This window comes from Mucilaginibacter sp. L3T2-6, from assembly GCF_030519355.1.
In the GTDB taxonomy this organism is placed as follows: Bacteria; Bacteroidota; Bacteroidia; order Sphingobacteriales; family Sphingobacteriaceae; genus Mucilaginibacter.
In genome coordinates this window covers 166,806-192,929 of record NZ_JAUMKC010000009.1, presented here as the reverse complement: position 1 = coordinate 192,929, position 26,124 = coordinate 166,806, and the positions used below count along the sequence as shown (strand labels likewise).

General features: G+C 45.1%; 26 protein-coding genes and 1 pseudogene. 16 read left to right on the top strand and 11 right to left on the bottom strand.

Annotated elements, in window-relative coordinates; genetic code table 11:
- A pseudogene (locus Q3W13_RS12430) lies at positions 1 to 226 on the bottom strand (VOC family protein); the annotation flags it as partial.
- A 251-nt stretch (positions 227 to 477) separates the two neighbouring features.
- On the opposite strand from Q3W13_RS12430, the gene Q3W13_RS12425 reads away from it, so the two are divergent.
- From Q3W13_RS12425 to Q3W13_RS12415, 3 genes are all read left to right on the top strand, one after another.
- Complete coding sequence (locus tag Q3W13_RS12425; RefSeq protein ID WP_302864297.1) at positions 478 to 1,698, top strand: MFS transporter; 1,221 nt, start codon at positions 478 to 480, stop codon at positions 1,696 to 1,698.
- A 102-nt stretch (positions 1,699 to 1,800) separates the two neighbouring features.
- Positions 1,801 to 2,235 carry a LexA family transcriptional regulator gene (locus Q3W13_RS12420; protein WP_302864296.1) on the top strand — a complete coding sequence of 145 codons (435 nt, stop codon included), beginning with the start codon at positions 1,801 to 1,803 and terminating at the stop codon, positions 2,233 to 2,235.
- Complete coding sequence (locus tag Q3W13_RS12415) at positions 2,219 to 3,472, top strand: Y-family DNA polymerase (protein WP_302864294.1); 1,254 nt, start codon at positions 2,219 to 2,221, stop codon at positions 3,470 to 3,472. Before Q3W13_RS12420 ends, Q3W13_RS12415 begins: the two co-directional genes overlap by 17 nt.
- Positions 3,473 to 3,488: 16 nt before the next feature.
- Here the strand turns inward: Q3W13_RS12415 and Q3W13_RS12410 are convergent, their stop codons facing one another.
- Complete coding sequence (locus tag Q3W13_RS12410; RefSeq protein WP_302864293.1) at positions 3,489 to 4,916, bottom strand: SDR family oxidoreductase; 1,428 nt, start codon at positions 4,914 to 4,916, stop codon at positions 3,489 to 3,491.
- Positions 4,917 to 5,045: 129 nt separating this feature from the next.
- On the opposite strand from Q3W13_RS12410, the gene Q3W13_RS12405 reads away from it, so the two are divergent.
- On the top strand, positions 5,046 to 5,648 hold the full coding sequence (locus Q3W13_RS12405; protein WP_302864292.1) for an SOS response-associated peptidase family protein: 603 nt from the start codon (positions 5,046 to 5,048) through the stop codon (positions 5,646 to 5,648).
- A gap of 19 nt (positions 5,649 to 5,667) precedes the next feature.
- Here the strand turns inward: Q3W13_RS12405 and Q3W13_RS12400 are convergent, their stop codons facing one another.
- The 8 genes from Q3W13_RS12400 to Q3W13_RS12365 all read right to left on the bottom strand — a co-directional run bounded on the left by Q3W13_RS12400 (position 5,668) and on the right by Q3W13_RS12365 (position 14,148).
- Entirely contained in the window at positions 5,668 to 6,435 is a 768-nt protein-coding gene (locus Q3W13_RS12400) for an outer membrane beta-barrel protein (RefSeq protein ID WP_302864290.1), read from the bottom strand.
- Positions 6,436 to 6,546: 111 nt separating this feature from the next.
- On the bottom strand, positions 6,547 to 7,842 hold the full coding sequence (locus tag Q3W13_RS12395; protein WP_302864289.1) for a Calx-beta domain-containing protein: 1,296 nt from the start codon (positions 7,840 to 7,842) through the stop codon (positions 6,547 to 6,549).
- 351 nt (positions 7,843 to 8,193) lie between these two features.
- Positions 8,194 to 9,093, bottom strand: a complete 900-nt coding sequence (locus Q3W13_RS12390; RefSeq protein ID WP_302864288.1) for a hypothetical protein — start codon at positions 9,091 to 9,093, stop codon at positions 8,194 to 8,196.
- A gap of 546 nt (positions 9,094 to 9,639) precedes the next feature.
- Positions 9,640 to 11,103: an AAA family ATPase gene (locus tag Q3W13_RS12385; RefSeq protein ID WP_302864287.1), complete on the bottom strand. Its 1,464-nt coding sequence runs from the start codon at positions 11,101 to 11,103 to the stop codon at positions 9,640 to 9,642.
- 364 nt (positions 11,104 to 11,467) lie between these two features.
- Positions 11,468 to 12,223, bottom strand: coding sequence for an SDR family oxidoreductase (locus Q3W13_RS12380; RefSeq protein WP_302864286.1), 756 nt, complete (start codon positions 12,221 to 12,223; stop codon positions 11,468 to 11,470).
- A gap of 70 nt (positions 12,224 to 12,293) precedes the next feature.
- A complete protein-coding gene (locus Q3W13_RS12375) occupies positions 12,294 to 12,863 on the bottom strand; it encodes a Crp/Fnr family transcriptional regulator (protein WP_302864284.1) in 570 nt (189 codons plus the stop codon).
- Positions 12,864 to 12,865: 2 nt separating this feature from the next.
- The gene (locus Q3W13_RS12370) at positions 12,866 to 13,444 is read right to left on the bottom strand and encodes a Crp/Fnr family transcriptional regulator (protein ID WP_302864282.1); all 579 of its coding nucleotides are present in this window, start codon (positions 13,442 to 13,444) and stop codon (positions 12,866 to 12,868) included.
- Positions 13,445 to 13,518: 74 nt separating this feature from the next.
- Positions 13,519 to 14,148 carry a MarR family winged helix-turn-helix transcriptional regulator gene (locus tag Q3W13_RS12365; RefSeq protein WP_302864280.1) on the bottom strand — a complete coding sequence of 210 codons (630 nt, stop codon included), beginning with the start codon at positions 14,146 to 14,148 and terminating at the stop codon, positions 13,519 to 13,521.
- A gap of 123 nt (positions 14,149 to 14,271) precedes the next feature.
- Between Q3W13_RS12365 and Q3W13_RS12360 the strand changes: the two genes are divergently transcribed.
- The 9 genes from Q3W13_RS12360 (at position 14,272) to Q3W13_RS12320 (ending at position 22,000) form a co-directional block, all read left to right on the top strand.
- Positions 14,272 to 14,745: a hypothetical protein gene (locus tag Q3W13_RS12360; protein WP_302864278.1), complete on the top strand. Its 474-nt coding sequence runs from the start codon at positions 14,272 to 14,274 to the stop codon at positions 14,743 to 14,745.
- Between the two features lie 7 nt (positions 14,746 to 14,752).
- Positions 14,753 to 15,424, top strand: a complete 672-nt coding sequence (locus Q3W13_RS12355) for an NAD(P)-dependent oxidoreductase (RefSeq protein WP_302864276.1) — start codon at positions 14,753 to 14,755, stop codon at positions 15,422 to 15,424.
- A gap of 22 nt (positions 15,425 to 15,446) precedes the next feature.
- The gene (locus Q3W13_RS12350; RefSeq protein WP_302864274.1) at positions 15,447 to 15,770 is read left to right on the top strand and encodes a hypothetical protein; all 324 of its coding nucleotides are present in this window, start codon (positions 15,447 to 15,449) and stop codon (positions 15,768 to 15,770) included.
- A gap of 118 nt (positions 15,771 to 15,888) precedes the next feature.
- On the top strand, positions 15,889 to 16,770 hold the full coding sequence (locus Q3W13_RS12345; RefSeq protein WP_302864272.1) for a DMT family transporter: 882 nt from the start codon (positions 15,889 to 15,891) through the stop codon (positions 16,768 to 16,770).
- A gap of 89 nt (positions 16,771 to 16,859) precedes the next feature.
- Positions 16,860 to 17,432 (top strand): peptidylprolyl isomerase, encoded by a 573-nt coding sequence (locus Q3W13_RS12340; RefSeq protein ID WP_302864270.1) that lies wholly within the window; start codon positions 16,860 to 16,862, stop codon positions 17,430 to 17,432.
- Between the two features lie 204 nt (positions 17,433 to 17,636).
- A complete protein-coding gene (locus Q3W13_RS12335; RefSeq protein ID WP_302864269.1) occupies positions 17,637 to 18,950 on the top strand; it encodes a serine hydrolase in 1,314 nt (437 codons plus the stop codon).
- A 22-nt stretch (positions 18,951 to 18,972) separates the two neighbouring features.
- A complete protein-coding gene (locus tag Q3W13_RS12330) occupies positions 18,973 to 19,314 on the top strand; it encodes a hypothetical protein (protein WP_302864268.1) in 342 nt (113 codons plus the stop codon).
- 11 nt (positions 19,315 to 19,325) lie between these two features.
- Entirely contained in the window at positions 19,326 to 20,570 is a 1,245-nt protein-coding gene (locus tag Q3W13_RS12325; protein WP_302864267.1) for a hypothetical protein, read from the top strand.
- A 263-nt stretch (positions 20,571 to 20,833) separates the two neighbouring features.
- The gene (locus tag Q3W13_RS12320; RefSeq protein ID WP_302864266.1) at positions 20,834 to 22,000 is read left to right on the top strand and encodes a response regulator; all 1,167 of its coding nucleotides are present in this window, start codon (positions 20,834 to 20,836) and stop codon (positions 21,998 to 22,000) included.
- Positions 22,001 to 22,010: 10 nt separating this feature from the next.
- Here the strand turns inward: Q3W13_RS12320 and Q3W13_RS12315 are convergent, their stop codons facing one another.
- Positions 22,011 to 22,985: an ion channel gene (locus Q3W13_RS12315; RefSeq protein WP_302864264.1), complete on the bottom strand. Its 975-nt coding sequence runs from the start codon at positions 22,983 to 22,985 to the stop codon at positions 22,011 to 22,013.
- A gap of 292 nt (positions 22,986 to 23,277) precedes the next feature.
- Here Q3W13_RS12315 and trpD point away from each other — a divergent pair, with 292 nt between their 5' ends.
- The 3 genes from trpD to trpB are packed head-to-tail and all read left to right on the top strand — an operon-like array spanning position 23,278 to position 26,072.
- Positions 23,278 to 24,267 (top strand): anthranilate phosphoribosyltransferase, encoded by a 990-nt coding sequence (gene trpD, locus Q3W13_RS12310; protein WP_302864263.1) that lies wholly within the window; start codon positions 23,278 to 23,280, stop codon positions 24,265 to 24,267.
- Positions 24,267 to 24,890 carry a phosphoribosylanthranilate isomerase gene (locus Q3W13_RS12305; RefSeq protein ID WP_302864261.1) on the top strand — a complete coding sequence of 208 codons (624 nt, stop codon included), beginning with the start codon at positions 24,267 to 24,269 and terminating at the stop codon, positions 24,888 to 24,890. Before trpD ends, Q3W13_RS12305 begins: the two co-directional genes overlap by 1 nt.
- Positions 24,891 to 26,072, top strand: a complete 1,182-nt coding sequence (gene trpB / locus Q3W13_RS12300) for a tryptophan synthase subunit beta (RefSeq protein WP_302864259.1) — start codon at positions 24,891 to 24,893, stop codon at positions 26,070 to 26,072.
- Positions 26,073 to 26,124 lie beyond the last annotated feature (52 nt).

Sequence of the window (26,124 nt, the reverse complement as noted above, 5' to 3'; positions counted from 1 at the left end):
CAAGCACTTCAGGAACATCATTAGCTATCAGCACGTTGTTTTTACCGATAGGCAAAGCAATGTACATAACCTTATTTTCCTCTTTTTCGGCTACCGGGAATTCCTCGCTTGCCAGATCTTTGAAGCGGACAATCTTTTTGAATTCTCCGCCAAAAACTGATTTGTAAAAAGTAAATGCTTCTTCGGCATTTCCGTTGAAATTGATCCAGGGATTGATTGTTCTCATTTTTTTGGTTTTAATTTTTTACTTATATCGTGATTTTTGGGTTGCTTTCTAAGGTTAATTTATAACCCATATTCGCAACCCTGTGGTTGCAAATATATGTGCAACTTTTTGGTTGCGCAAATTTATTTTTATTTTTCTGGTCTGCACTTACCGCTGTTTCGGACCGCGGGCTTATTCCGTCATAATAATGCTTTTTCTTTATTACGTACCATAAACAATCCGCATTGGGCCTATTGTTACCTTTGCGGCAAATGATCACAACATCTGCTATAACCACATCGCCAGTAAAAAATCAACGCATTTCAACTATCCTGGCGTTTGCCTTGCTGCCGCTTTCCGGGTTCGCTACAGACATTTATATACCGTCGTTACCTACTATGGGCGCCGACATGCACATCAGCAGCATACAGGTACAGCTAACCCTCACACTTTTCCTCATCAGCTACGGTACCTCCCAGTTGTTTTTAGGCAGCGTGTTAGATTCCTATGGACGGTACAAGTTCAGCATGGGCGCACTGCTGGTGTTTATCCTGGCGAGCGTGGTAATCGCCGTTACCCATAACATTTATGTAATTTATGCCATGCGGATTGTCCACGGCATTACAGTGGCTATGATAGTTATAGCCAAGCGGGCCTATTTTGTTGATGTGTATGAAGGCGAGCAGTTAAAACATTACCTCAGCATGTTTACTATAATCTGGTCTGCCGGGCCGATTGTGGCGCCGTTCCTGGGCGGGTATTTTCAACATACTTTTGGCTGGCAATCCAACTTTTATTTCCTGGCAGCCATGGCGTCGGTTATTGCGGTACTGGAGTTTTTATATAGCGGCGAGACTATCCGCCACCGCACGGCATTTCAATTTAAAAAAATTGCTGCCGTATATACAGAAATGGTTAAAGCAACCACATTCAGCCTGGGCATCCTGATGCTTACCTTTGCTTATTCCATGGTGATCATGTATAACATGACCGGTCCGTTTATCATCGAGCATCACTTTAAATTCACCCCGGTTGTTGCCGGTTATTGCTCGCTTATCCTGGGCTTCGCATGGATGGCAGGCGGCTTTATCGGCAAAGCGTTGATCAACCGGCCGTTTTTTGGTAAGCTGTTCGTTAATATCATGCTGCAGCTGTTATTGGTTGTTTTAATGATCATAACCGCAAAGTTTGTAAACAATGTTTACGTAATGGTATTCTTCGCTTTTGTGATACACGTGGGCGCCGGATTTACTTATAACAATTATTTTACTTACTGCTTAAGCAGATTTCCCAAAAATGCAGCTATGTCAGGAGGGTTTACCGGCGGCATGGTTTATGTAATGCTATCGCTTCTTACTTATTTTGTAGTGGCCGTAATTCCCGCTAAGGATCAGCTTAACCTGAGCTATAGCTATCTGGTGTTTATATTGTTGTCAGTTTTGATCATGGTGGTATTATCCCGGCTCAACCGGAAAGCTGCAATAGCGGATTAAGGGCATCACCATTATTCCCGCTTCATCGATTTAACAAGTTTTCAAGACATTTTATTTTGCTAATATTTTTAGCATATATTTGTTTCTGAATTAGGAACGGATATGCTGCGACTGAAAAGACACAGGGCAAAAAGGGATGTGCTGGGGTTTCGGCTGCCTATGCTCACGCACGAGGAGCCCGAACTGGATATAACCGACATAACCGTTATCGATCCGGACAATACCTTTTACATGCGCATGGGGAGTGATGCCATGCGGGGGCACAATATACTGGAGAATAATGTGCTGGTAGTTGACCGCAGCTTAATGCCTGTGCCCGGTTGTATCGTAGTATTTTTTCATGAGGGAAACTTTTACACCCGCGAATACGCTCCGGAAAGCGACAGGCTGGTGCTGAGGGCCGACACACCGGGAGACAGTATTGTTATTGAAAAGGATGAGCACTGGGTTTGCTGGGGCGTGGTCACCCTGTCGCTTAACCCGCTTATTCAGCCGCAGCAGCGCACAGGGAGGTACACACGTGTTTGCGCATGTTGACATCAATAACTGCTATGTAAGCTGCGAGCGGCTTTTCCGGCCCGAACTGGAAGGGCGCGTAGTAGTAGTGCTCAGCAATAACGATGGCTGTGTAATAGCCCGCAGCAACGAAGCAAAGGCTATTGGCATAAAAATGGCCGATGCGGAGTTTTTAGTGCGGCAAAAGCTTGCGGAGCACAATGCTGTGATATTCAGCTCAAATTATCCTTTATATGCCGATATGAGCGCCAGGCTGATGAACAACCTTGCCCGCTACACTTCTACCCTGATGGTATATAGTATTGATGAAGCATTTATGGCATTGGGCAATATGAATGGTGTTTACCTGGAAAAACATGCCGGAAAGATCAGCAAAAGTGTAATGCATGATACGGGGCTGCCCATTACTGTGGGCGTGGGCCCTACCCTTTCGCTGGCGAAGCTGGCCAATAAAGCTGCAAAAAAACGAGGGCGGAACTACCTGGTATTGAATACGTCAGGCAAAATCAGCAGTGTTGTTAAAAACTTCCCGATCGAGGATGTTTGGGGTGTTGGGTTGGCATATTTCAGCAAGCTACAGGAATTCGGCATACAGACAGCCCACGATTTTCGCGAGTTGAAACCGGATTTTGTACGGCAGCACATGACCGTTCAGGGGTGGCGCCTGCACCAGGAATTGTGGGGAAAGCCCTGTAACGTAATAAAGGATGTGGCGGAACGGTCGAAAGGGATAGAATCGAGCCAGAGTTTTAACACTTACCAAACGGAACTGGAGCCGATAGAGGAAGCTGTGGCGATGCATGCGGCTACAGTTGCCATAAAGCTGCGTGAACAGAAAAGCATGGCCACCAACCTTACCATTTATTTGCGCACAAACAAACATAACGTTAAGCACGACCAGCATTATCCAAGCATGACCGTAAAGGTACCATTTGCGGCCAACAGCACCCATCAGCTTACAAGGGTTTGCGTGCAGGCTTTAAGGGCTATCTGGCAGCCGGGATATAATTATTTAAAAACAGGCGTACGCGCCACAGGCATTATTCCCGCAGGTGAGGTACAATATAACATGTTTACGGATTACGATCATCGGCGCGAGCAGGACCTGGCAGGGTTAATGGATACGCTCAACCATCGCTATGGCCGCGGCACTGTGCGCCTGGCCGCCGACAGCTTTGAACGAAAATGGGCAATGAAGCAGGAATTTTTAAGCCAGCAATATACCACTGCGTGGAAGGATATTATTATAACGCGGTAATTCGGCCCGGCGCGGATTAACTATCAACCGCTATTTTATTCAGCATCCCTTTAAAAATAAAAAAATGAAAAGGCAGCATGGCATACCAATACAACCGCCCGGCCAGGCCGAGCGGGCGAAACGTTGCTGTTTGTACCACACAATTCTTATCATCTATCCTGAATTCCAGCCAGGCTTCGCCGGGAAGCTTCATCTCGGCATATAGCAGCAATCTTTTTTCCTCGCGGCTGGCGTAAATCACCCGCCAGAAGTCCAGCGCCTCGCCCGGCGAGGTTTCGGCTGCATTTTTCCGCCCGCGGCGCAACCCCACGCCCCCGAACAAACGGTCGAGAAACCCGCGGAATCCCCATAACCAATTACCATAATACCACCCGTTACGGCCGCCAATGGCAAAAATGCGGTTGAGCGCTTTGGCAGGGTTTTTTGTTTGCTGATGCTGGTCGTTTTTAAACACACCGAACTTTGGTATCTCGATATGTTTGGATAAACCTTTCGCAAAAATGCGATCGCTGCCGGCATCGTTCCAGCTGGATAGCACCAGGTTTTGTTCTATCTTTTCAAAAGCCATCCTGATAGCATCCATATAAGGGATCAGCTTTATGTGCAGCTTCTCAGCTAAGTCATTCTCTTTGGCTATTACGTCAATCTTCATACTGTCCACCAGCTTCTTGGCCAGCGGATAAGATGTTGAGGTTACGAAATAAAGCCAGTAGGAGGACAAGCGAGGGGTAAAAACCGGGACAATGATGATCTTCCTTTTCAGCTTTCTCACCTTTGCAAATTGTTCCAGCATCTGTTTATAGCTTAGGGTATCAGGTCCGTAAATGTCAAAATGCTTGTTGAAGGTATATTTTTTATGCAAAACGCCCGCTAAAAACTGCACGACATTACGAATGGCAATTGGCTGGCATTTGGTTTTCAGCCATCGCGGGGCTATCATTACCGGCAGCTTTTCCACCAGGTCCCGTATAATTTCAAAGGAAGCACTGCCTGACCCCACAATGATGCCGGCCCTTAAAGCGGTTACGGGCACGCTGCTTTTCCGCAGTTCGTCCTCTACGGCTTTCCGGCTGGCCAGGTGCTTGCTTAGCTGCTGCTCATTGGCTATGCCGCCCAGGTAAATTATTTGCGTGGCCTGCGTAGTGTCCATGTATTCCACAAAGCTCCTGGCGGAACGCTTTTCTTCTTTACTAAAGTCGCCGCCGCTCATATTCATGGAGTGAACAAGGTAATACGCGGCATCGATATCTTTTGGCAGCGGCTTAAGCGTCTCCGGCTTTAACAGGTCGGCTTCAACCACCCTTACCTGTCCGGAACTATACCTTGTCACGTCCAGGCGGGCCTGATCACGCACCATGCAAACTACCTCATGCCCTTTTTCCAGGAGCACCGGGAGCAGCCGCCTGCCAATGTAACCTGTAGCCCCTGTCAGCAATATCTTCATAACAAAACAACAGGGCAGCTGGCGTAATGTTCAGAATTTGATTATAGCTTGTGGTTGTGAATTTCTTATTTTGACAACCAATTCCTTAATACTAAAATTATTAGCTTTGTATTCTAATTATTTTAGTATATGTGCGGACATGTAGAGATCGGTGAACAAAAAGATATAAAAATAATTACCCGCAGCGGCAGCTCATACACGCCAAAAAGCAATGGCAGCGGTAATCCGGGCGCTATGCTGCCCGTGGTTACAGATGCCATACCCGGTAAAGTGCAGGAATACCGCTGGGGCCTGCTTACGCTGGATGATGACCGAATCCACAGCAAAAACCGGCATGCCCGTATAGAATCGTTACAGCATGTGCCGATGTGGCGCGGGCTGACCGGGCGCAAGCATTGCGTAATCCGTATCCAGGCTTTTTTTGAGTACAACCGCGAGCAGCAAAAGACTTACCGCATAGAACGGAAAGACGGTATGCCTTTTTACATTGCCGGCTTGTGGGATATATGGTTCGAAATTAAGTCGCAAATACTGCTGCCCACCTGCGCCATGATCACCATGGACCCCAATACTGACATGGCCCAAATACACAACCGCATGCCCGCCATGATGGAGCGTGCCGATGTAAAAAACTGGCTAAACGGCAACCTTAGCGGGCAGGAGCGGATCAATTATATTAAAAACAACCCATGTGCTGACGGGGTGCTGAGGATCAGCGTGGAAAAGAGATAGACCGCCGGGGGCAGATTTATCAGTTATATTGTTTTAATTGATAACTGTAACCAAGTGTAACTATTGCCGCCCCGGTGTTGTTTTTGCCGTCAACAGCATTTTTCTGAATATTAAAGAATCCGTAGTTGCCGCCGCCTTCAATAAAAAAATTGTTTCTGCCATATGCGTAGGCCAGGCCAAGGTTTCCTTCAATCCCCCCGTTTACCCTGTGCAGGGAATTACGCACATTGCTATCATTATCAAATGACTGCGCGCCTCCGGGCAATGCTTGCCGGCCTTCGGGGTCGGTAAAAAATTCGCTCCGGCCATTGGTTACCTGGTGAGCTGATATTAGCAGACCGACGAAGGGACCGGCAGACACATAAAATCTGAGGCGCGTATTCCTTATGTTCCATCCGGCCGCGCCGAGTACCGGGAGCAGCAAATAGTTTAACCGCGCTTCACTTTTATAATTGGCGTATAAATAATCCGGCGCCTGGCCGGCAGGGAACATACCCTTCAGCTCGTCCGGAGTGGTAAAAGCCTGCAAGCCGTTTTTCTTACCACCCTGGGCTGAATATTCAATCATAGGTCTCAGCGAAAACACATCCGAAAATTTAAACGCTGCAAATACTGCCCCATCGGGGCCAAGCCTGGAACCATAGCCATTATTCAATGGGTTTTTATTACCGCTTCCGGCCGTCAAATTGGGGATGCTGATACCGGCCCGTACCCCAATGGCAACATTTTGAGCATTGGCGAGAGAGAAAATGAAAGGAACAGCGAGCACGGTAATTAATTTTTTCATAAGCAAAAGAGTTGAATCAAAATTTCAATCCTTTTGCCATCGAAACAATAACCGGGGTCATGACCAACATTGATTTTGATCATTCAGTTAATCGGTATAGAATCTAAATGGTCAGTTCCCGGGCTTAGTCGCCTTATTAAACCAATCGCCTATATTTACCCGGATTCCAAGGTAAGCATTTATTGTTGTCTGATACGTCCCAATAACATCCCGTATCTCGCCCCCAAAAGTGATATTAAGGCCTGTAAATTGCTCGGTAAACCTCAATCTCATTAAAGCGAAAGCCTGTGTTTTGCTCGTAATGTATTTAGTTAAAGAAGAACGGGCCGAATCGGGAACGTAAGATGCATATGCATAATTGGTGAAACCGATATTAGGATCAACGTATACCTTAAATTTATCTTGCGCATTTAAGAACATTGGGAAGCCGATACTATAGAAATGGTTCGTTTGCACATCAACGGCCTTTTGCAGCAAAAAACCAGCGCCTGTTTGAAATACCGGAGCATTGCCTAATGGCCTGTTGGTAGTGACGTTGCTTATAGTATCCGTCAAAAATTCAGTCTCAGTCGATGTTGTCAAAACTTCAAAACGTAACGAGAAATAAATGTTAAAAAAGTCGCTCCTCCGAGTGTTCAGCCTATAAGTTGGATTTATATAATAGCTCCATTCGCTTGTTGACAGCTTTTTGTGATCAATCATCGTCCGCTCGGTGTAACTTGTTTTACCATTTACATAAGCGCCTGTATCGGTACGAATACGTTGTACTCTAACGTGCCTGTTGGATGAGTCTAACGAGAAGTTCTGGAAGTTTGAGATACCAAAAAAAACGCCAAACCGGGTTTCTTTACCGAATATGTCATTAGCATTTACCATCAATTCTCCGCCAATATTGTTGAATTTTAAGTGATGGAAAAAATCGAGGTTGCCGCCTGTAAACACCTCGAATGACAAATGCCGGATGATATTCATTTCATCGGGCGTGTATTGTAAAGCATCAGGTTGTCCGTTTGCCTGGTCGAGTATAATAATTGTAAACGTACAGGCCTGTTTAGTGTCGCTGGTATCGGTATAATTAAACGTTAGCTTAATACTTTCCGGCGACTCCGGGAAATTATCAGTCTTTATGGTTATATCGAATTCGCCTTTATTTGTTTTATCAAGCGGAATTTCTGTTCCACCGATTTCATAGTCTTTGTCCTTCGTCGCAGAACTCTCAGCATCATTTACAGACACAATTACTTTTGTACCAGCTTTCATATCATTAACTTTAAAGGTGATAGCTACCTTTTTGTCTTGTTTTTCCTCTGATACAGTATAAGGTGATGCCTGATCGAATTTAATTTTTTGAGCCTCGCTTATTGAAATATAAAAAAATAGCAGAGCTGCTAAGGTTATACGCTTCATTGATGATAAGATTTAAGTTTATGTTAAAGATAAGTTTCGGTATTGAGAGTTGCAAGTGCAAGCTAAAAATCGCTAAACCCCATTATCAATTTTATTGCTAATGATTTTGAAGCGCAAGACGGTCCCGGTTCAATGTCCCTGCCATAGCCGCAACCAAAACTCATTTACGCAGCCTATAACTTCCCCGGCAGGAGAGACTTTAGCTCCATCCACACTCAATTTTTGCAAGCCCCCAACCTGGGAGGATTGTTTCATCGAGGGTTTCGCTCTTAAAGCGGAGTTCAACTATCTGATGTGTACGAGGTTTTTCTTAATTTGACGGCTATGACGGGACGCTTGAACCGGCAGCATTTATCCCTCTTTTACGGAGAGCATATATGCCTCGCTTGTTGTCATATCTTCTTCTGAAAGATCCCTGAACCTTTCTGCAAATTTATTCCGTGGAATATTGTTAGCCATGATCTTTGGAAGTTCCTTCAATATGCTGAAACCGTGCTTTTTATGCAGCTGCTGATGCACCGAGTAGGGCTGCCGGTTTATCAAAAACATTCGCCCGCCCTTTACTATCTTCCACTCAAACTCGCTGTAGGTTCTGTGTCCATTCCAACTTTCAGTCGTCCGGTGACATTTAAAATCAATTGAGTGGGACATGATTCCTCCGTTTTCCAGCCATTTTGAGAAGGCCTCATATGTACCTTCAAGATCTTCAACATGTTCCAATACGGCCTGAGAATATAAAAAATCAACCGAGCCGGGGCTTATCACTTTATAATCATCCCAGGGAACATAATATTTAATAAGGGTGTTCCGGGGATTGTCAGGATCCCTGATTTCTTCACGTATCGCCTCGAGACGGGATTCGGATAAAGCATCTTTTAGCATTTCGTCTGAAAGAATGTTATCCGGGAATGCGTAAGTATCCAGTCGTGGCTGAACCTTAGGGTATTCCTTATCATCCGGGATAGGCGCTTTATTTTTAAACAACACAAGCAGTTCTTCAAAAATCTTTAAATTCCTTTCAACATTCCAGTATTTTATTACATCAAATGCCCTGAAAGAATCACAACCAGACAACAATGCGGCAAATCCAATTCCTAAAGAATCCCCCGGCCCAAGCTCGGCAACTCTTTTCGGAATCCCGCTCCGTACAGTATTCAACATCGTAAGGTGCCTCAGCCACACAGAATAACAATATTTACTTTCGATAGTGCCCCCTGTTCTATACGACAATAATGTTTTTACAAATGGCATATGTAAAACCACGCCAATTGTCATCGGCATTAATTTTTCTTTCCACATGGCTATAAGTCTTATCAGTTATTTTATATAGAATGTGTCAAAGTTTTCTGCAATCGTAGTCCGGGCGGCTACACAATAAGGGGCTTTGTTTTTCGCCGGCTGGACACGCAACCATGGTAGTTTAACCTCCTGGCCCGGGGAAAAATCGGCGTTACCGAACGACCATTTTTTCTTTTCCTATCAGCTTCGTAAACTAAATTAATGATAATAAAGCACAGTTTCACCGGCAGCAATGAATATGTAAAGCGAATACCGGAATTTATACACATTATTGCACACCTGTAGCCGATTCTGTCACCGGTTCAAATGCTATGCTTACTAACGGGATTACATATATGGAAATGACTAAATATTTGTTTGTTAATGAGCCGGTAACAAACCAAAAGCCAGGAATTATTTGATGATGTCAGCGTATCGCTCACTGGTGTTTTGCGTTCAAACAGGAACCTTGAACCGGCGGTAAAAGCCGTCCCGCGTCATTTTTGGCATCTTCCTCTATTATGTTTTCGCACCGGTGCTGTTTTCTACGCCCCGGCACACGGGCGAAAGTTCGCTATCGACCGTCGCTGCGGTCAATCCGTAAGTGACATTTAATGTTAGCGGCGGCTTTGTCTGTGGTACGTTTTCTATCGTCGGTGTCTCCGGCGGCATCCCGCACGTTAAATCTTTCGATTCGTTATCTAAAGGAATATGTGCTTCCGAACAACCTCCGAGATAGAAATTCCTTCGAGGACAGGTGCTGTCCGGGGTGGCTATCGCTTTAAATGTCTTATCGGCCGCCCCGGCATTTTCCGCACATTCTTCACTGTCCGCAAATCCCAGAACAGGCATATCCGCACCTTCATCGGCGCCTGTACATCTGTAACCACCCCGCAGCAGCCTGTTAACCGTTGCCAAACCTATGCTTAATTGCCTGCTGATTTCGCGCTGGCTGAACCCTGCGGCGGAGAGCGCGGCTATTTCGTCAGCCAGGCGCCTGCGTTCAGCGGAAGTCCGGCTTAGCAGGTGATGGGATTCGGCGGTATTACCTTCAAAGTCAAAGTGTAAAAAAGTGCCGGGCTTTTGTAAGCGGCACAGGCATACATTATCATCACCATAGCGCTGGCGGGTATTGCGCTGCTTGATCTGTTTCAGGTAACATAAACCGGTATCCGCCGTGCTTTTACCGAGTGCAAAAGCGCTGTCGGCGAAGTTGACGAGGAGCTTGCTGCCGTGCAGATCGTCGGCGCTGATGGGTTTTGTGGCGTTGCGGCGTTTTGGGGTATGTGCCAGTACAAGGATAGAGAGGTTATGATCATTTTTCAGCGCTTTAAGACTTTTCACGAGCGAAAGCGCTACGGCCGAATTTTCGGTACCGCCGCGCAGGCAGGTAATGTTGTCGATAATAAGCACATTAGCCTTTACGAGTTTTATTTTATACTCAATCGCAGCAATCAGTAACTCATTTTCATCGACGCCGGGCGGCGGATCGGGCAGGAAATTATACTCTGCGCGGAAAAAGTTATCCGAAAACTGGTAGTCATCTTCCCCCTGGCTGTAGCGCAATCCAAACTGGCGCCTGTTGAGCTCAAAATCCATATAGAGCACCCGGGAGGGCTCTGTCTGGCAGGTAAAAGGTGCGATACTTTCGCCCCGTGCAATGCTTTCGCCTATCTGCACGGCCAGCACCGATTTGCCTGTATTGGTATCAGCAAACAGCATACAAAGTTCGCCCTGGTGCCAAAGCTCTCCCAACAGCATTTTGGCTTCGGGTTCGCGACGGGCCAGTTCCATCCAGCGGTTACCATTTTCAACGGTAAACAGGCGATGGGCATCGTACGGGCCCGGCGGACGGCGGTCAATACTTCTTTTTCGTTTGGCGGGGCGATAGGGCAAGCCGCGGCTTTCGGCGCGTAACTGCTCGATAATAGCGGGCCGTTCAAAATATGATCCGGCGGCTTCTTTTGGAGGGTATGTTGACATGAAATTAAGGTTTGCATCAAATTTAAGGGTTTGCAATGGTTAAAGTGCTGACACTGTTTTGTCAGTAGCATAGCCAGCTATCAAACCGCCAAAACTTCTGCCGCTGTTTTTGCAATAGCCTTTAATCTCCCTGATGTTTTATTCGCCAGGGATGTTGAAAACCGGTGTCATTAAGCAGCACCATCGAACAATTTATGCCGCAGGGTACGTGTAACCTGAAATAAAAAATCTTGATAATGAACATGTTCCAGAGCGTTCCGGGTGTTCCGCGTGCGAAAAAATGAACCGCTTAAAGCAAGCAAAAGCCGGATACAGAAATATCCGGCGCTGATTCAGTCATTATATTGACAATTTGGATTATGTTTTACCGCTGATTTTCAGGCACAGCAATCCAGTCTGCATAATGCGCTTTACCCAGGAACACTGGATTTTCGGGCGCCAGGGTGTCGGCATCAAGCGGCGCACCCGAGTACAGGGCTTTTTTGTCTGGAATTATTTCGTAATTCTTGTGCGTTGCTTCGGCATATTTTTTTATCCAGGCGGTCATTTCAAATTTCTCGGGGCCGCCTATTTCCAGTATTTTGTTTGCGGGCTGCGCCAATGCTGTTTGGGCCACAAATAATGCCACATCTTTACTGGCAATGGGCTGTATATTGGCATCCGGCAATATTACTTTACCATCAGCTATGCTCATTTGCAGTACCCCGCCGGCAAATTCAAAGAATTGTGTAGCGTGAACAATGTTGTAAGGAATGCCCGAAGCTTTGATCAGATCTTCCTGCACCTGTTTGGCCCGGAAATAGCCGCTGGCCTGCAACTTTTGTGTGCCCACTACCGACAAGGCGATATGATGCTGAACGCCTGCTCTTTTTTCAGCCGGCAACAAATTTTCATTAGAAGTTTTAAAGAAATGCATTACAGGTTCGTCGTCGAATGACGGCGAATTGGACACATCTACCACTACGCTGGCCCCCTGCAATGCTTCATTTAATCCTTCGCCGGTTAGCGTGTTTACACCGCTATTGGGTGAAGCGGCAATTACTTCGTTACCGCTGTTTTGCAATTGCTTTACCACTTGGCTACCAATAAGGCCGGTACCGCCGATCACTACTATTTTCATCTTGATAAATTTTTAGTTGTTTGTACAATACAAAGATGAAAACAGCCAGCCGGGGAAAACTTAAGCTGGTTTAAGAAAGACATTCTTGCCGGACAGCTTCCAAAGCTTCGAGCGAGATGCCCATATAGGATGCGAAAATGGCATCCGGGATTCTTTTGATAAGATCGGGATAGGTATTCCTGAAATGGCTATAAAAATCCTGTTTAGACACAGTGGCAAACGTTTTTTGCTTAAACAGGGCTGCACCATAGGCCCGTTCATGAATTTTATTAAAATATAAAGCCAGCAAGGGAAATCGCAACAGCAGCGCTTCATAATTTTTTCGGTTGATGCAGAGGATCTCAGAATCTTCCATTGCGGCAATAGAATAAACGGCTTGTTTGCCGTCGGCAAAAGTTTTATAGTCGGTTATCCACCAGTTTTCTAACGCAAAATGGATGACCTGTTTATTGTAATTATCCTCATAAAACAGGTACAGGCAGCCTTTATTAACAAAATAAAGCGTATCACAAATCTCATTTTCGCGCAGTAGTAGTTCCTCCCGCCCTGCCAGCCTGACTTCAAAAGAAGGTTTAAGTTCTTCCGCACTTGCCGCAAAAGTGGGAACCAGCCTGGTTATATGGCGGTACAACTGTTCCATGCTTACTTATTTTTCACCTTCTTTTTTCGAAGCTCACTAAGGTATTCAGGCGTAAAGCCCAGGAAAGAAGCCAGCACCTTCTGCGGGATACGCTGGATAAAATCAGGATATTTGGATTGGAACAGGTCGTAAAATTCTTCTTTGGGCATTCTCGATATCATGCGGATACGCGATAGCGACGCTGCATAGGCACGCTCATAAACCAGGCGGAAATAGTGTTCTATAACCGGGAATTTCATCAGCATCGATTCGTAATCTGCGGCTGTAATTGCCAGCACTTCTGTCTCTTCAATCGCCTGGATGGTATAGGCTGAACTCCGGGAAGACCGGAACGCATCCAGATCAGTCATCCACCAGTTTTCCAGGGCAAATTGCAGCGTTTGCTCCACCCCATTGCTATCGGTAAAAAACAAGCGAATACACCCCTTCAGCACAAAAAAATAATGAGGGCAGCGATGGCCCTCTTCCTGCAGATTTTCTTTTTTCTTAAAAGTCTTTGTATCAAAAAATGGCAAAACAGCATCGTCCCCTATCTCCCGGTCGCCGGTAATTTTTTGGATATGCTGTATGAGCGGATGCATTTGCTATAGGTAAATGAAATCAAATATAAAAAACGAAGCAGAATCCTTACCGGCAGACCAATCAGCCTTGCTATTTATTTCTGCATATTCTCCTTATAAATATCTTCAAATGATTTATTTTTTTGTTTTTGATACATACCTGAGAACCGGCGGTCGATGGGTTTTAATAACTGGATGCATAGCCGTTTGTCTTCATCGCACAGGTCATGCACCATCATCTCAGCAACTTTTAATACAATATCCTTAGCTGCCATCAAAGTCTGCTCTCCCTTTGGCGTCACCTTTAATCTTTTTACGCGTTTATCACCAGGATCTGCATATTCGGTTACCAGGCCCTTTTTTTTCATGCGCATCAACATGTTACTGCCGCTCGAGAGTTCCATTATATTGTTGAAAATGGCCTCGGATTTAATAGGGTTGCCTTCATTATAAATCGTCACCAATATGCCAAACTCTTCCATCTGGCTTAGTTCAGTTGCAGCCAAGCCCATGTTTGAGTAAGCTATGTGGAACTTACCGATCCTGCGGAGCAGTATGATTAATTTGCCATCCAGGTTTGGAATTAACTTCCCCCCTGGTTCTGGCCTTGGTTCACTTTTGGGCCGGGATGCCAGGCTATGCCTGAAAAAATCTTCGAGTGTTGCTTCCGGGTGTTTTTCTTCAAATGCTCCCCACAGGTTTACCAATTCAACCGTCTTATTCATCAATTACTACCATTTGGTACAAAACTACGCAATTATATGGCAAATTCATGACTCTAAATACAACCAAAAGGTATAATATTGCCAAGAATTATTACATTTTGGTTGTATTTAAATTTCTTTAAAATGAATCCCTACACATTACTCCAAACTTTTTTGGCCCTGCACCTCACCGGGCTTGTTTTAATGGCGGGCACTATCGTTGTGGATAGCATGATTTACCGTGCCTTCTGGCGACAGTACAATACAGAGACGGAACGGTCGGTTAATTTGCTGACGGTCTCCGGCAAATTTGGCCGTATTACCGGCATTGGTGCAGCATTGCTAATTTTAACCGGCATTGGGATGATGGCCGTAACCCACGGCGTTTTTGGAGAACAGTTGTGGTTCCGGGTAAAATTCGGCCTGGTGATCGTACTGATAGTCATCAACTTATTGGCCCGCAGGCGTGGCCTGAAGCTTCGAAAAGCTATCGTTCTTACAGAATCCGGCTCGCCGGCTGTCATCACAGGCGCCAGGGCTTTCCTGGAGCGTTATTTCATAGCTGCTTTCACCATCTTCTTTTTCATTATCTTATTAAGTGTCTTCAAATTCAATTAACCACACCATGAAAATCCCTGAAAATTTAACCGGTCGCCGGGTCTTGGTTATTGGCGGCAACGGAGGCATTGGGAAACAATGTATCCGGGCAGCACTGCAAGCGGGTTGTTACGTTACAGCAATATTGCGGACACCGGCCAAACTTGCTATGCATCATTCCAATCTTAATATAGTACAGGGTGATATCAGCTATCCCGAACAGATAATTCCGCATCTTGCAAACAAGGATGCCGTGATTTCTGCCGTAGGTGTTAGCGGCGGTCTGCTGAACGATGAACCAACAACCCTATATTCAGACAGTGCTCAACTTATTGTAAAGGGATTAGGCACCGCGTTAACTACTCATGCCTTTTTTATCTCCGCATCAGCAGTCGAGATCAGACCGGTACTTCCCTTTTATGTGCGTTTCATCGCCCGCTTCGTTCTTCAGAAGCTGCTTAAACACATGTACAGCGACTTATTAAGAATGGAAGATATCGTTAAGCAAAGTTCCATTAACTATACGGTCATCCGGCCGCCTCAGTTAACCGACGGAAAAGAAACAGGCAGCTACCGCATAGCCATCAATCAATTCCTTCCTAATGGGCTTAAAATTTCCAGGGCTGATGTCGCCCATTTTATCATGAATCATATAGATGATGCCAAAGTCCGCCGGACGACGGTTGAAATCGGTTATTAAATCACGTTAAAATATCAAAATCATGAGACAAGTATTTATCGACAAAATCGTCATCCCGAAAAATTCCATACCGCAAGTTATGGAACGCTTAGACTATAACACTTCATTCCTGGAGAAACAGCCGGGACTAATAGAAAACATGCATTACGAAGGGACAGATGAACAGGGTAACGTGGTTGTTATCACCGTGGCTACATGGGAAAACGCCCAAGCCGTTGAGCGCGCCAAAGCTGCCGTGCAGGCAGATTATCAGCGGCTTGGAATAAATCTTACTGAAAAGCTTAAGGAATGGGGCGTAACAATGGATCGCGGACTTTACCAAATACGAGAAAAATATAACAGATAATGAACAGTTAAAAGGAAAAGCCAAAAAAAAGCGACCCGCTTTGTTCAATGGAACTTACTTTTAATTGACATCCGGTATGTTCCAAATCATTATTTTCCGCAATAAAATACTTTGGAAAATGAAGAACAAAAAAGGGATCAGATTTCCGGCTGTAGTGATGGTGTTGTTAGCGATCTCAAGCTTTCAGGGTGGCGCCGCCATTGCAAAAGGTATATTCCCGGTACTAGGTGCAGCGGCAACATCTTCGTTAAGAATTGTTTTGTCAGCTATTATCCTGGTGCTCTTTAACCGGCCTAAATTGCGCAGTCTGTCGCGCGCGCAATGGCAACTGGTGGCATTGTACGGCTTAACCTTGGGAACAATGAATACTATTTTTTATATGGCGATAGCCCGAATACCGCTCGGCCTGGGTGTCGCCATAGAATTTATAGGGCCACTCGTCCTCGCTCTTACAGGTTCAAAACGTATTGCCGACTTTTTATGGGTACTGCTTGCGGCCGCAGGCATAGCACTGATTGCGCCGTGGAGCAACAAGGGTTTAGACATTACGGGTGTGCTTTTAGCCTTGCTGGCAGGCGCACTCTGGGCTGCATATATCGTGCTGGGCGGGCGCATATCCCAGATAATGGATAGTGGAAAAGCTGTGACCATCGGGATGATTTTTGCGGCTATCCTGGTTTTGCCGGTCGCTATCGGAAATGGTTTATTAATAAATTTCAAACCAACGATGATATTGCCCGCAATTGTGTTAGCACTGCTATCAAGCGCCATTCCTTTCACACTCGAAATGCAGGCGCTGCGTAGAATCCCGGCAAAAACATTTAGTATTTTAATGAGCCTTGAACCTGCCGTAGCGGCATTTTCAGGTTTGATTTTCCTGCAAGAACACCTGTCTTTCCACGAATGGCTTGCAGTAGGATTGGTTATTATTGCTAGTGCAGGCGTTACCTTGTCGGGAAGAAACAATGCGCACCAGGCTGATCCATTAAAAGATATTTAAGCCATCCTGCAGCCTCCATGATATGAGTAAGTTTGAGTTTTTTGATATGAACCAAAAGCGGTAACTTTCCTGATATTTAAGACGCGCACATGAAAAAAATATTCTTAGTCTGTCTTTCAATAGCTATTTCATACACCGCCTTTGCCCAGGCGCCCATACAATGTGTTATCAAAACAACATTGGGAAATATCGGTATTGAACTCTACCCTGCTAAAGCGCCTGGCACTGTAGCGAACTTTATGCAGTATGTAGATAAGAAGTTGTACGACGGAAGTAGTTTTTTCAGGGTCTGCACACCCGCCAATGAAGCGAACCGTAAAGTAAAAATTCAAGTAATACAGGGCGGCAACGTACCTGACAAGCAGACCCTCGACAGCATTAAGATTGAAACTACCAAACAAACCGGCCTACGGCACAAAAACGGCACACTATCCATGGCGCGCAGCGGGCCCAACTCTGCCACCAGCGAATTCTTTATCTGTATAAACGATCAGCCAGCCTTGGATTATGGCGGCGCCAGAAATCCTGATGGGCAGGGCTTTGCCGCGTTTGGCAAGGTAACTAATGGTATGGATATTGTCCGGAAAATCCAGTCTCAAAAGGACACCTCCCAATACCTTGTTAATCCGGTAAAAATTTATAGCATCAGCAGGGTGGAATAAACCTGTATATGTCCATTTCAAAAACAAAATTCGTTGAGGCGCCTAATTTCTCACATCATCACGATGAGCGTTTTGCAATGCAATTTACATTTTAATACGTTGATTGTCAGCCGGTAAATATCTCACAACATTAAATCCGCGTGAAACACTTTGAAATTCAAAGTTGTTTTATTTAACTTTGTAAAACAAAGTACTTTTGTAATTATGAAAAGAATTGTCACAACATTGCTATTATTGACTGTATTCGGTGCGGGCTGGGCACAAACTTTTGACAAAGCAAAGCTTGACCAGTTTTTTGATAAGCTCATTGAAAAGAAGAAAGCGATGGGAAGCCTATATATGGCCAAAGACGGTAAAGCGATTTATCAGCGGTCAATCGGCTACAGCTATATCAGCGAAACAGAGAAGAAGCCCATCGATGCTGCAACAAAATTCCGCATCGGCTCCGTAACAAAAATGTTTACTGCGGCAATGGTTTTTCAGCTTGCTGAAGAAGGAAAACTAAAACTGACCGATACGCTGAACAAATTTTTTCCCCAGGTGCCGGGCGCCGGGAAAATAACAATTGAAAACATCCTTGCACACCGCGCCGGTATACATGATATAGTGCAGGACCGGAATTTTCGTCCCTCCAGAACACAGCCTATCACCAAAGATGAAATGTTAGGCATCATTGCCAAAACCACGCCCGATTTTGAGCCGGACGAAAAATATGCCTACAGCAATACAGGCTACATTATTTTAGGTTGCATTATTGAAAAAGTGACCGGCAAATCATACGAGGAGGTGCTGAAGAAAAAAATCACTACTAAAATCGGGTTAAAAGACACTTATTCGAATAACAATATCGACGTTAATAAAAACGAAAGCCTCTCCTACAAATCAGGCCGCGATTGGGAACTGCAGCCAGAAACACATACAAGCATCCTTTTCGGTTCAGGCTCGCTGACGTCTACACCGTCCGACCTGGCTAAGTTCATTCAGGCCTTATTCGATCGGAAGCTGATATCGAAGGAAAGTCTCAGCCGGATGATGCAGCTTAAATCGGGGATGGACACCTTTACGTACAACGGTAAAACACTTTATGGTCACACCGGCGGTGTGGATGGATTTGGGTCGTGGCTGGTTTACCTGCCCGAAGAAAAGCTGGCGGTTTGTTATGCCACAAACGCCAAGGTTTACCCTGTTGGCGATATTATGGATGGCATCTTTAATATCTATTGGGATAAACCGTTTAACATCCCCGCGTTCGAGTCGATTGCTATTGCGCGCGAAGTTCTTGACACGTATACAGGCGTTTACACCGCTCCTCCGGCGCCTGTAAGGATCACAATTACCAGGGATACTGACAGGCTGTTCCTTCAGATGAACAGTCAAAGCCCTATTCCCCTTGAGCCGGTTGCGGAAAACAAATTTAAAATCGAACCAGCCGGTCCTGCGCTTGAATTCGACGTAACAAAAAAACAACTAACACTAATAAGAAACGACCGGGAAAAGGTATTTACCAAAGAAAATTAATTACGATAAAGAACTAATTATCATGACACACACAAACAATTTAACGGCGCAGCCGGTTAGTCGGGCTGCCTTAATCAAGGGCCTGTTATTTGGCTCGGGCACTGCCCTACTGGTGATTGGAGCTTTTGTGCTTTCAGTAAACTATCCACGCCCTGAATGGGGTAAATTATGGATGATGAGGCCGCTTATTATCACGCCTTTAGCTGGCGCTGCCGGCGGTGCATTCTATTTCTTCGTTTATCATTTCTTTGCTTACGGCGGCGCTATAAAAAAGGCATTAGGGGTTATACTGGGTTTGACCGGATATATAATAGCCCTTTGGCTCGGTGTTGTTTTAGGACTGGCAGGCACACTTTGGCATTAATATCTACCCAAATGAAAGACGAAATTCTCCATCAACTAAACGACCCGGGGCAACTCGAAAAGCTGTACCGGACAAACAAAGGCCAGTTTAAGCGAGCATTCGCTACGCTGTACCCGGAAATAAAAGGTAATGCCATTGCAGATTGCTGGCATGAACGATTAAATTATGAAAATGAAGAAATTAACTGGGGAACAGCCAATGAATTGGTGCTCGTAATTATGGCATCGCTTTTTGCCGGGCTTATAGCAAAGCTGCCTGCAATTTTCCATATCAACGAAGAATACTTTTATACCAGGAATATCGGCTTTATCGTTTTCCCGGTACTGACCGCGTACTTTGGCTGGAAGAGTAAATTATCTATCGGTAAAATAGCTTTTGTTGCGTGTACAACACTGGCAGGTTTAATATTCATTAACCTGTTCCCGGCCGATAAAAAAAGCGACACACTGAACTTATCAGCAATTCATTTGGTTTTATTTTTATGGTCGGTATTGGGTTTTGCTTTTGTTGGAAGCAGAAAAAACGACGAAGACAAGCGGCTTGGCTTTTTAAAATATAATGGCGACCTGGTAGTAATGAGCACTCTTATCCTCTTAGCGGGCGCTATTATGAGCGGTGTAACCGTTGGCCTTTTTTCATTAATTGGGTTGGACATCAAGGACTTTTATTTCAAGAACATAGCGATCTTCGGGCTGGCAGCAGCGCCGGTGGTCGGCACTTACCTAACGCAAACCAACCCGCAGCTGGTAGGCAAAGTCTCGCCGGTTATTGCGAAAATATTCAGCCCGCTGGTTTTGGTTATGCTGCTGGCTTACCTTATAGCCATAATTTATTCAGGTAAAGACCCTTATAACAACAGGGAATTCCTGATGATTTTCAATGCTTTGCTGGTTGGCGTAATGGCCATAATTTTCTTTTCAATTGCCGGGGTTTCTAAAACAGACAAAAGCTATGCGGAGACATGGATACTTTTACTGCTCTCGATAGTGACCATAGTTGTTAACGGTGTGGCACTTTCTGCCATTGTCTTCCGGATTTCTGAGTGGGGTTTTACGCCTAATAGAGTAACGGTACTTGGTGGCAATATTTTAATTTTAGTCAATCTCCTGCTGGTAACCACTAATCTTTTTAAAGCAGTAACACGAAAAAAGGACTTATCCGGCGTAAGAAGATCAATTGCGTTTTATCTGCCTGTTTATTTTGCATGGACAATCCTGGTGACTTTTATATTACCGCTGGTATTCGGGTTTAAATAGATTTTCGCCCATACGCTATTTGTTGAGCATATAGTTTCGTACCGGGTTTTTAGCTTTGGGAAGTTCAAACGCCGCGGCTAAAGCCCTTTTATTTTTTTGAGGGCTTCTGCTCGATATATATGAATAATTTTTACTTTTGATTAATATTTACAAACTATTAATTTAAACACCCAACGTTCAGGAATAAATTATTAATCGATTTTTTCAATTATCCGCAGCAGTTTATATATTGCTGATATATCTTTCAGATTTTAACCTAAACCATGTTTGAAATCACTCCCAAAATACTGATCGTTGATGATAAGCCCGAAAATATACTGGTGTTGTCGGCAGTGCTGGCAGACCTGGATGTAGAGCTGGTTACCGCCGATAGTGGTAACGAAGCGCTCCGCGCAACCTTGAACTATGACTTTGCCCTGGCTTTACTCGATATTCAAATGCCGGAAATGGATGGTTACGAACTGGCCGAGATTTTAAGACAGCATAAAAAGACCGCATCCCTTCCCATTATTTTCATATCCGCGGTATACACGGATAACCTCAATATTTTCAAAGGTTATGAAAAAGGCGCCTTCAGTTTTATCACCAAGCCTTTTCAACCTGAGGTACTGATAAACAAAGTAAAATTTTTTATCGAAAAACATCAGCAGGAGCTGGCTCTTTTCCGTGTAAACCAGGACCTGCAAAAAAGCAACGCCGAACTTAAAGCCGTAAACCGGGAGCTGGAAAGTTTCAGTTATTCCGTATCGCATGACCTAAAGGCCCCGCTCCGGGCAATCAATGGCTTTGCCCAAATGCTGGAAGAGGACCATAGCGCCGACCTGAATGCCGAGGGGAAACGTTTGCTTAGCGTTATCCAGGAAAATGCAAAGGGGATGGGTGTAATGATCAATGACCTGTTGGAATTTTCAAGGCTTGGAAGAAAAGATACCGTTAAAACCGGGGTTGATATGAACGAGCTATTTAATTCGGCGCTTACAGAAATAAATTCAATTACAACGCATAATGCAAGGATAGATATACAACCCCTGCCCACAGCAAATGCAGACCGGGCGCTTTTATACCGGGTGGCGATAAATTTGCTGTCAAACGCAATCAAATACTCATCAAAATCTGATAGTCCTGTTGTGATGATTTATTCCGAGCAAAATGATGCGTACTTTATTTATGTGGTTGCGGATAATGGGGTAGGTTTCAATAATGAACACGCTGGTAAGCTATTTGGCATATTCCAGCGGCTGCATTCAAAGGCGGAGTTTGACGGTACCGGCATCGGCCTCGCCCTGGTAAAGCGGATCATTAATAAACATGGCGGGGAGGTTTGGGCCACGGGAGAATTGAATAAGGGCGCAAAATTTTATTTCAGCCTGCCGAAACAGGCCGATTTGCTCTTAAACGAAGGAAAAGGTGACTACTGTTCGGTTCCTTAGCCCTTAGCCCTTAGCCCTTAGCCTTTACCGTTTCATCTTCCAGCGCAAACGGCTCATGATCGCTTATCTTACTCAGATCCAGAGCTATCCTTCCGTCTTCGTCCCGGTTAAATACGGGTGTAAATTTGGCGCCCCATATTATCTCGTGTGCCTGGTATTGCGTGCGCGAATGAACGGTTTGTGAGAAGGTATCATCAAAAGCCCGCAGCAAAATTGCAAAGCCTGCTTCGGAATCTATAAGGTCCTGTTTAGTCATATCGCTAAGCGGACTATTCTCATCAAGCGGATGTACCACCGTCCAGTTAAGTGTAAGTACACTAACTTTTCTGCGCTCAAGCTCCAGCGGGTAGAACCTGCGCACAGTTTTGCCGTCGACGACCTCGTTATAAGAGAAAACAATCTCGATCTCCAGATCGATAAGCATGTTGCGGCGATGGTTGGCCAAACGCAGCATCACGGCCTTCCCTGTCGGCGCATAAGGCGCTATAAGAATGTTTTTGCTGTAAATAATTTGCGCCGACGGCCTTGAGAACCGTCCATACAGCAGGCCGGTTGCCAATGCAAATGCCAATAAGCCGAGCATCGACTCAAACGCTGCTACGCTGTTTGCCGTCATCCCCTTCGGGCTGATATGCCCATACCCTACTGTCGACATGGTTTGCGCCGAGAAGAAAAACGCATCCATAAAATGTCCGAACCAGGTATGCGACTCGGTACCATCCAATGTACCCGGACCAAGTGCGGTATAGATAAAGGCAAAAACGATATTAACAACCAGGTATCCGCTTAAAATAACTACCCAGAATTTTGCCCAGCTCATGGTGATGAGCGTGTGATAGTTATTAGCCGTACTAAAAAAAGATAAACCCACCCTGCGCACGTTGGGCGAGCCATCCTTGTTCATCAGCGGTTGATTTTTTATAACCGGCTGCGGCCCAAAGCCTAAGTCGTCTTCCGGGTTTATTTTACGTTCTTTTTTGGCCATTACAAGTTCCCTGCCATTTCTGTTTCCGTAAAAATATCATTCTGCTTGCTTTTAGTAAAAACAATTTCCATATTTGTAACGCATAACAATAATGAAAGTATTAAACAACAATTGGTGGTGGCTTAACGAGTAATCGTGAGGCAATTCCATTTTTGTTTTTTCAACATATCAGAAGGGTTGCCATTAGGCAGCCCTTTTTGTTTGCCCCTGCTCCCTAAAGGAGAATGATTAACAGGGGTAACATATAATTAATAATAAACATCAAAATTCCCCTTTTGGGGGGCTAAGGGGTATGAAAGCGATATTAAACCACTTATTCGAACACAAGACATTCACCCGCGGAGAATCGAAGCAGATTCTTACAGACATCGCGCAGGGCAAATACAACAACTCGCAAATGGCAGCATTCATGACGGCCTATTGTATGCGCAGCATTACGGTTAACGAACTGGAAGGCTTTCGCGATGCGATGCTGGAGCTTTGCCTGCCCGTTGAACTGGAGGCCGGAGAAGTAATTGACCTGTGCGGTACCGGCGGGGACGGCAAAGATACTTTCAACATATCTACACTGGCCTCTTTTGTAGTGGCCGGCGCAGGATACAAGGTGGCCAAACACGGTAACTATGGTGTGTCGTCGGGCTGCGGTTCGTCAAATGTGATGGAATTTTTAGGCTATGCGTTCACTAATGACCGGGATAAATTGCGGTCGAATATCGACAAGGCAAATATTTGTTTTCTGCACGCCCCGCTTTTTCATCCGGCAATGAAAACAGTTGCCCCTATCCGCCGGGAACTGGGCGTGAAGACATTTTTTAACATGCTTGGCCCCCTGGTTAATCCGGCCAAACCCAAAAACCAGCTGGTTGGCGTATTTAATCTTGAACTGGCGAGGATCTATGCTTATCTGTATCAAAAGTCGGACGTTAAATACACGATCCTGAACGCCCTTGAGGGATATGATGAGGTTTCACTGACCTGCGATTTCAAAACTTTTTCAGAAGCCGGCGAGAAGATCAACAGCGTAGAAGGCCTCGGTTTTACAAAGCTTGACCCGAAAGATATTTTAGGCGGAAGCACGATCAGCGAATCAGCCGGTATTTTTATGGAAGTACTGAACAACGAAGCAACAACAGCGCAAACTAACGTGGTTGTTTGCAATGCGGCTCTGGCCATCAATACCATCAATCCGCAGAAAACATTTGCCGATTGTTTTTATGAAGCTGAAGAATCTTTGATCAGCAAAAAAGCATTAAACAGTTTTAAAACTTTAGTAGCTAATTGATGAAGATAAAGGTTTGCGGCATGCGGGATGCTGATAATATTAAAGCCTTAGCGGCTTTAGCTCCCGACTACATGGGCTTTATATTTTATAAAAACTCGCCAAGGTTTGCCGATGAATTGCCGATGGATGTACTTAGCGGGCTGCCTGCAACAATTAATAAGGTTGCCGTTTTTGTTAATGAAGATGCAGGTACTATCCGTAAGGTGATCGGCAAATATGACTTTGACTTTGTACAGCTGCACGGTAATGAAAGTCCCGCGTTTTGCAAATCGTTAAAAGACGAGGCGATTGTAATTAAAGCATTCGGAATAGATAAGCACTTTGATTTTAAGCAACTGGAAAAATATAAAAACAAAGCCGACCTGTTTCTTTTTGATACCAAAACAAGTGCGCATGGCGGCTCGGGTTTAACGTTCGACTGGAATATCCTGGATAAATACGAAATGGAAACTCCATTCTTTTTGAGCGGGGGACTGAGCCCGGTTAATATAGAAGAAGTAAAGAACATTACGCACCCTGCCTTTTACGGGATTGATTTAAACAGCAAATTTGAGACATCGCCCGGGTTAAAAGATATCAGGCAGTTAGAAAAAACATTCAGCACAATTAAACAAAGCATATAAATGAAATACGGGGTCAACGAACAAGGATATTATGGCGATTTCGGAGGGGCATACATCCCCGAAATGCTTTATCCTAATGTGGAAGAATTACGCCAGCAATACCTGCCGATCATCAACAGCGATGGGTTTAAGCTGGAATTTGAGCAACTACTGAAAGACTATGTAGGCCGGCCTTCTCCATTATATTATGCCAAAAGGTATTCGGAAAAATACGGCGCTAATATCTTCTTCAAGCGCGAGGATTTAAACCATACCGGGTCGCACAAGATAAATAATGCCATCGGGCAGATATTGTTAGCGAAACGTCTTGGCAAAAAACGCATTATAGCCGAAACCGGCGCCGGTCAGCATGGGGTAGCTACCGCTACCGTTTGTGCCCTGATGGGCATTGAGTGCGTGGTTTATATGGGCGAAATAGACATGGCCCGCCAGGCGCCAAACGTAGCCAGGATGAAAATGCTCGGCGCTAAAGTGGTTCCTGCAACATCGGGCAGCAAAACGTTAAAAGACGCGACCAACGAGGCCCTGCGCGATTGGATCGGCAACCCGGTTGACACGCATTATATTATTGGCTCTGTAGTCGGCCCTTACCCCTACCCGGACATGGTCGCTCGTTTTCAATCAATCATATCACTCGAAACTAAAAGACAACTGCTGGAGCAAACCGGTAAAGAGTTGCCTGAGTATGCTTTGGCCTGCGTTGGCGGCGGCAGCAATGCCATGGGTATGTTTTACCATTTTCTGGATGATGAAAGTGTAAAGCTGATCGCCGTTGAGGCAGCGGGAAAAGGCGTAGACAGCGGGCATTCAGCTGCAACCACATTCCTTGGCCGGGAGGGGGTTTTACACGGCAGCCGCACCATTTTAATGCAAACTGATGACGGCCAGGTAGTTGAACCTTATTCTGTTTCGGCGGGACTGGATTATCCCGGCATTGGCCCGCAGCATGCACACCTTTATAAAATTAACAGGGCGCAATACGTAAATGCCACAGACGATGAAGCCTTGCAGGCCGGCCTGCTTTGCTGCCAATTGGAGGGTATCATCCCCGCTATTGAAACCTCGCATGCCCTGGCGCATTTAGAAAAAATGAAATTCAATTCCGATGATAACGTAGTGATCTGCATATCGGGCCGCGGGGATAAGGACCTGGATACCTATATTAAATATTTTGGATATTGAGAGAGTCAATGGTCGATAGACCATTGACCATAGTAAATAGCATAACACAAAA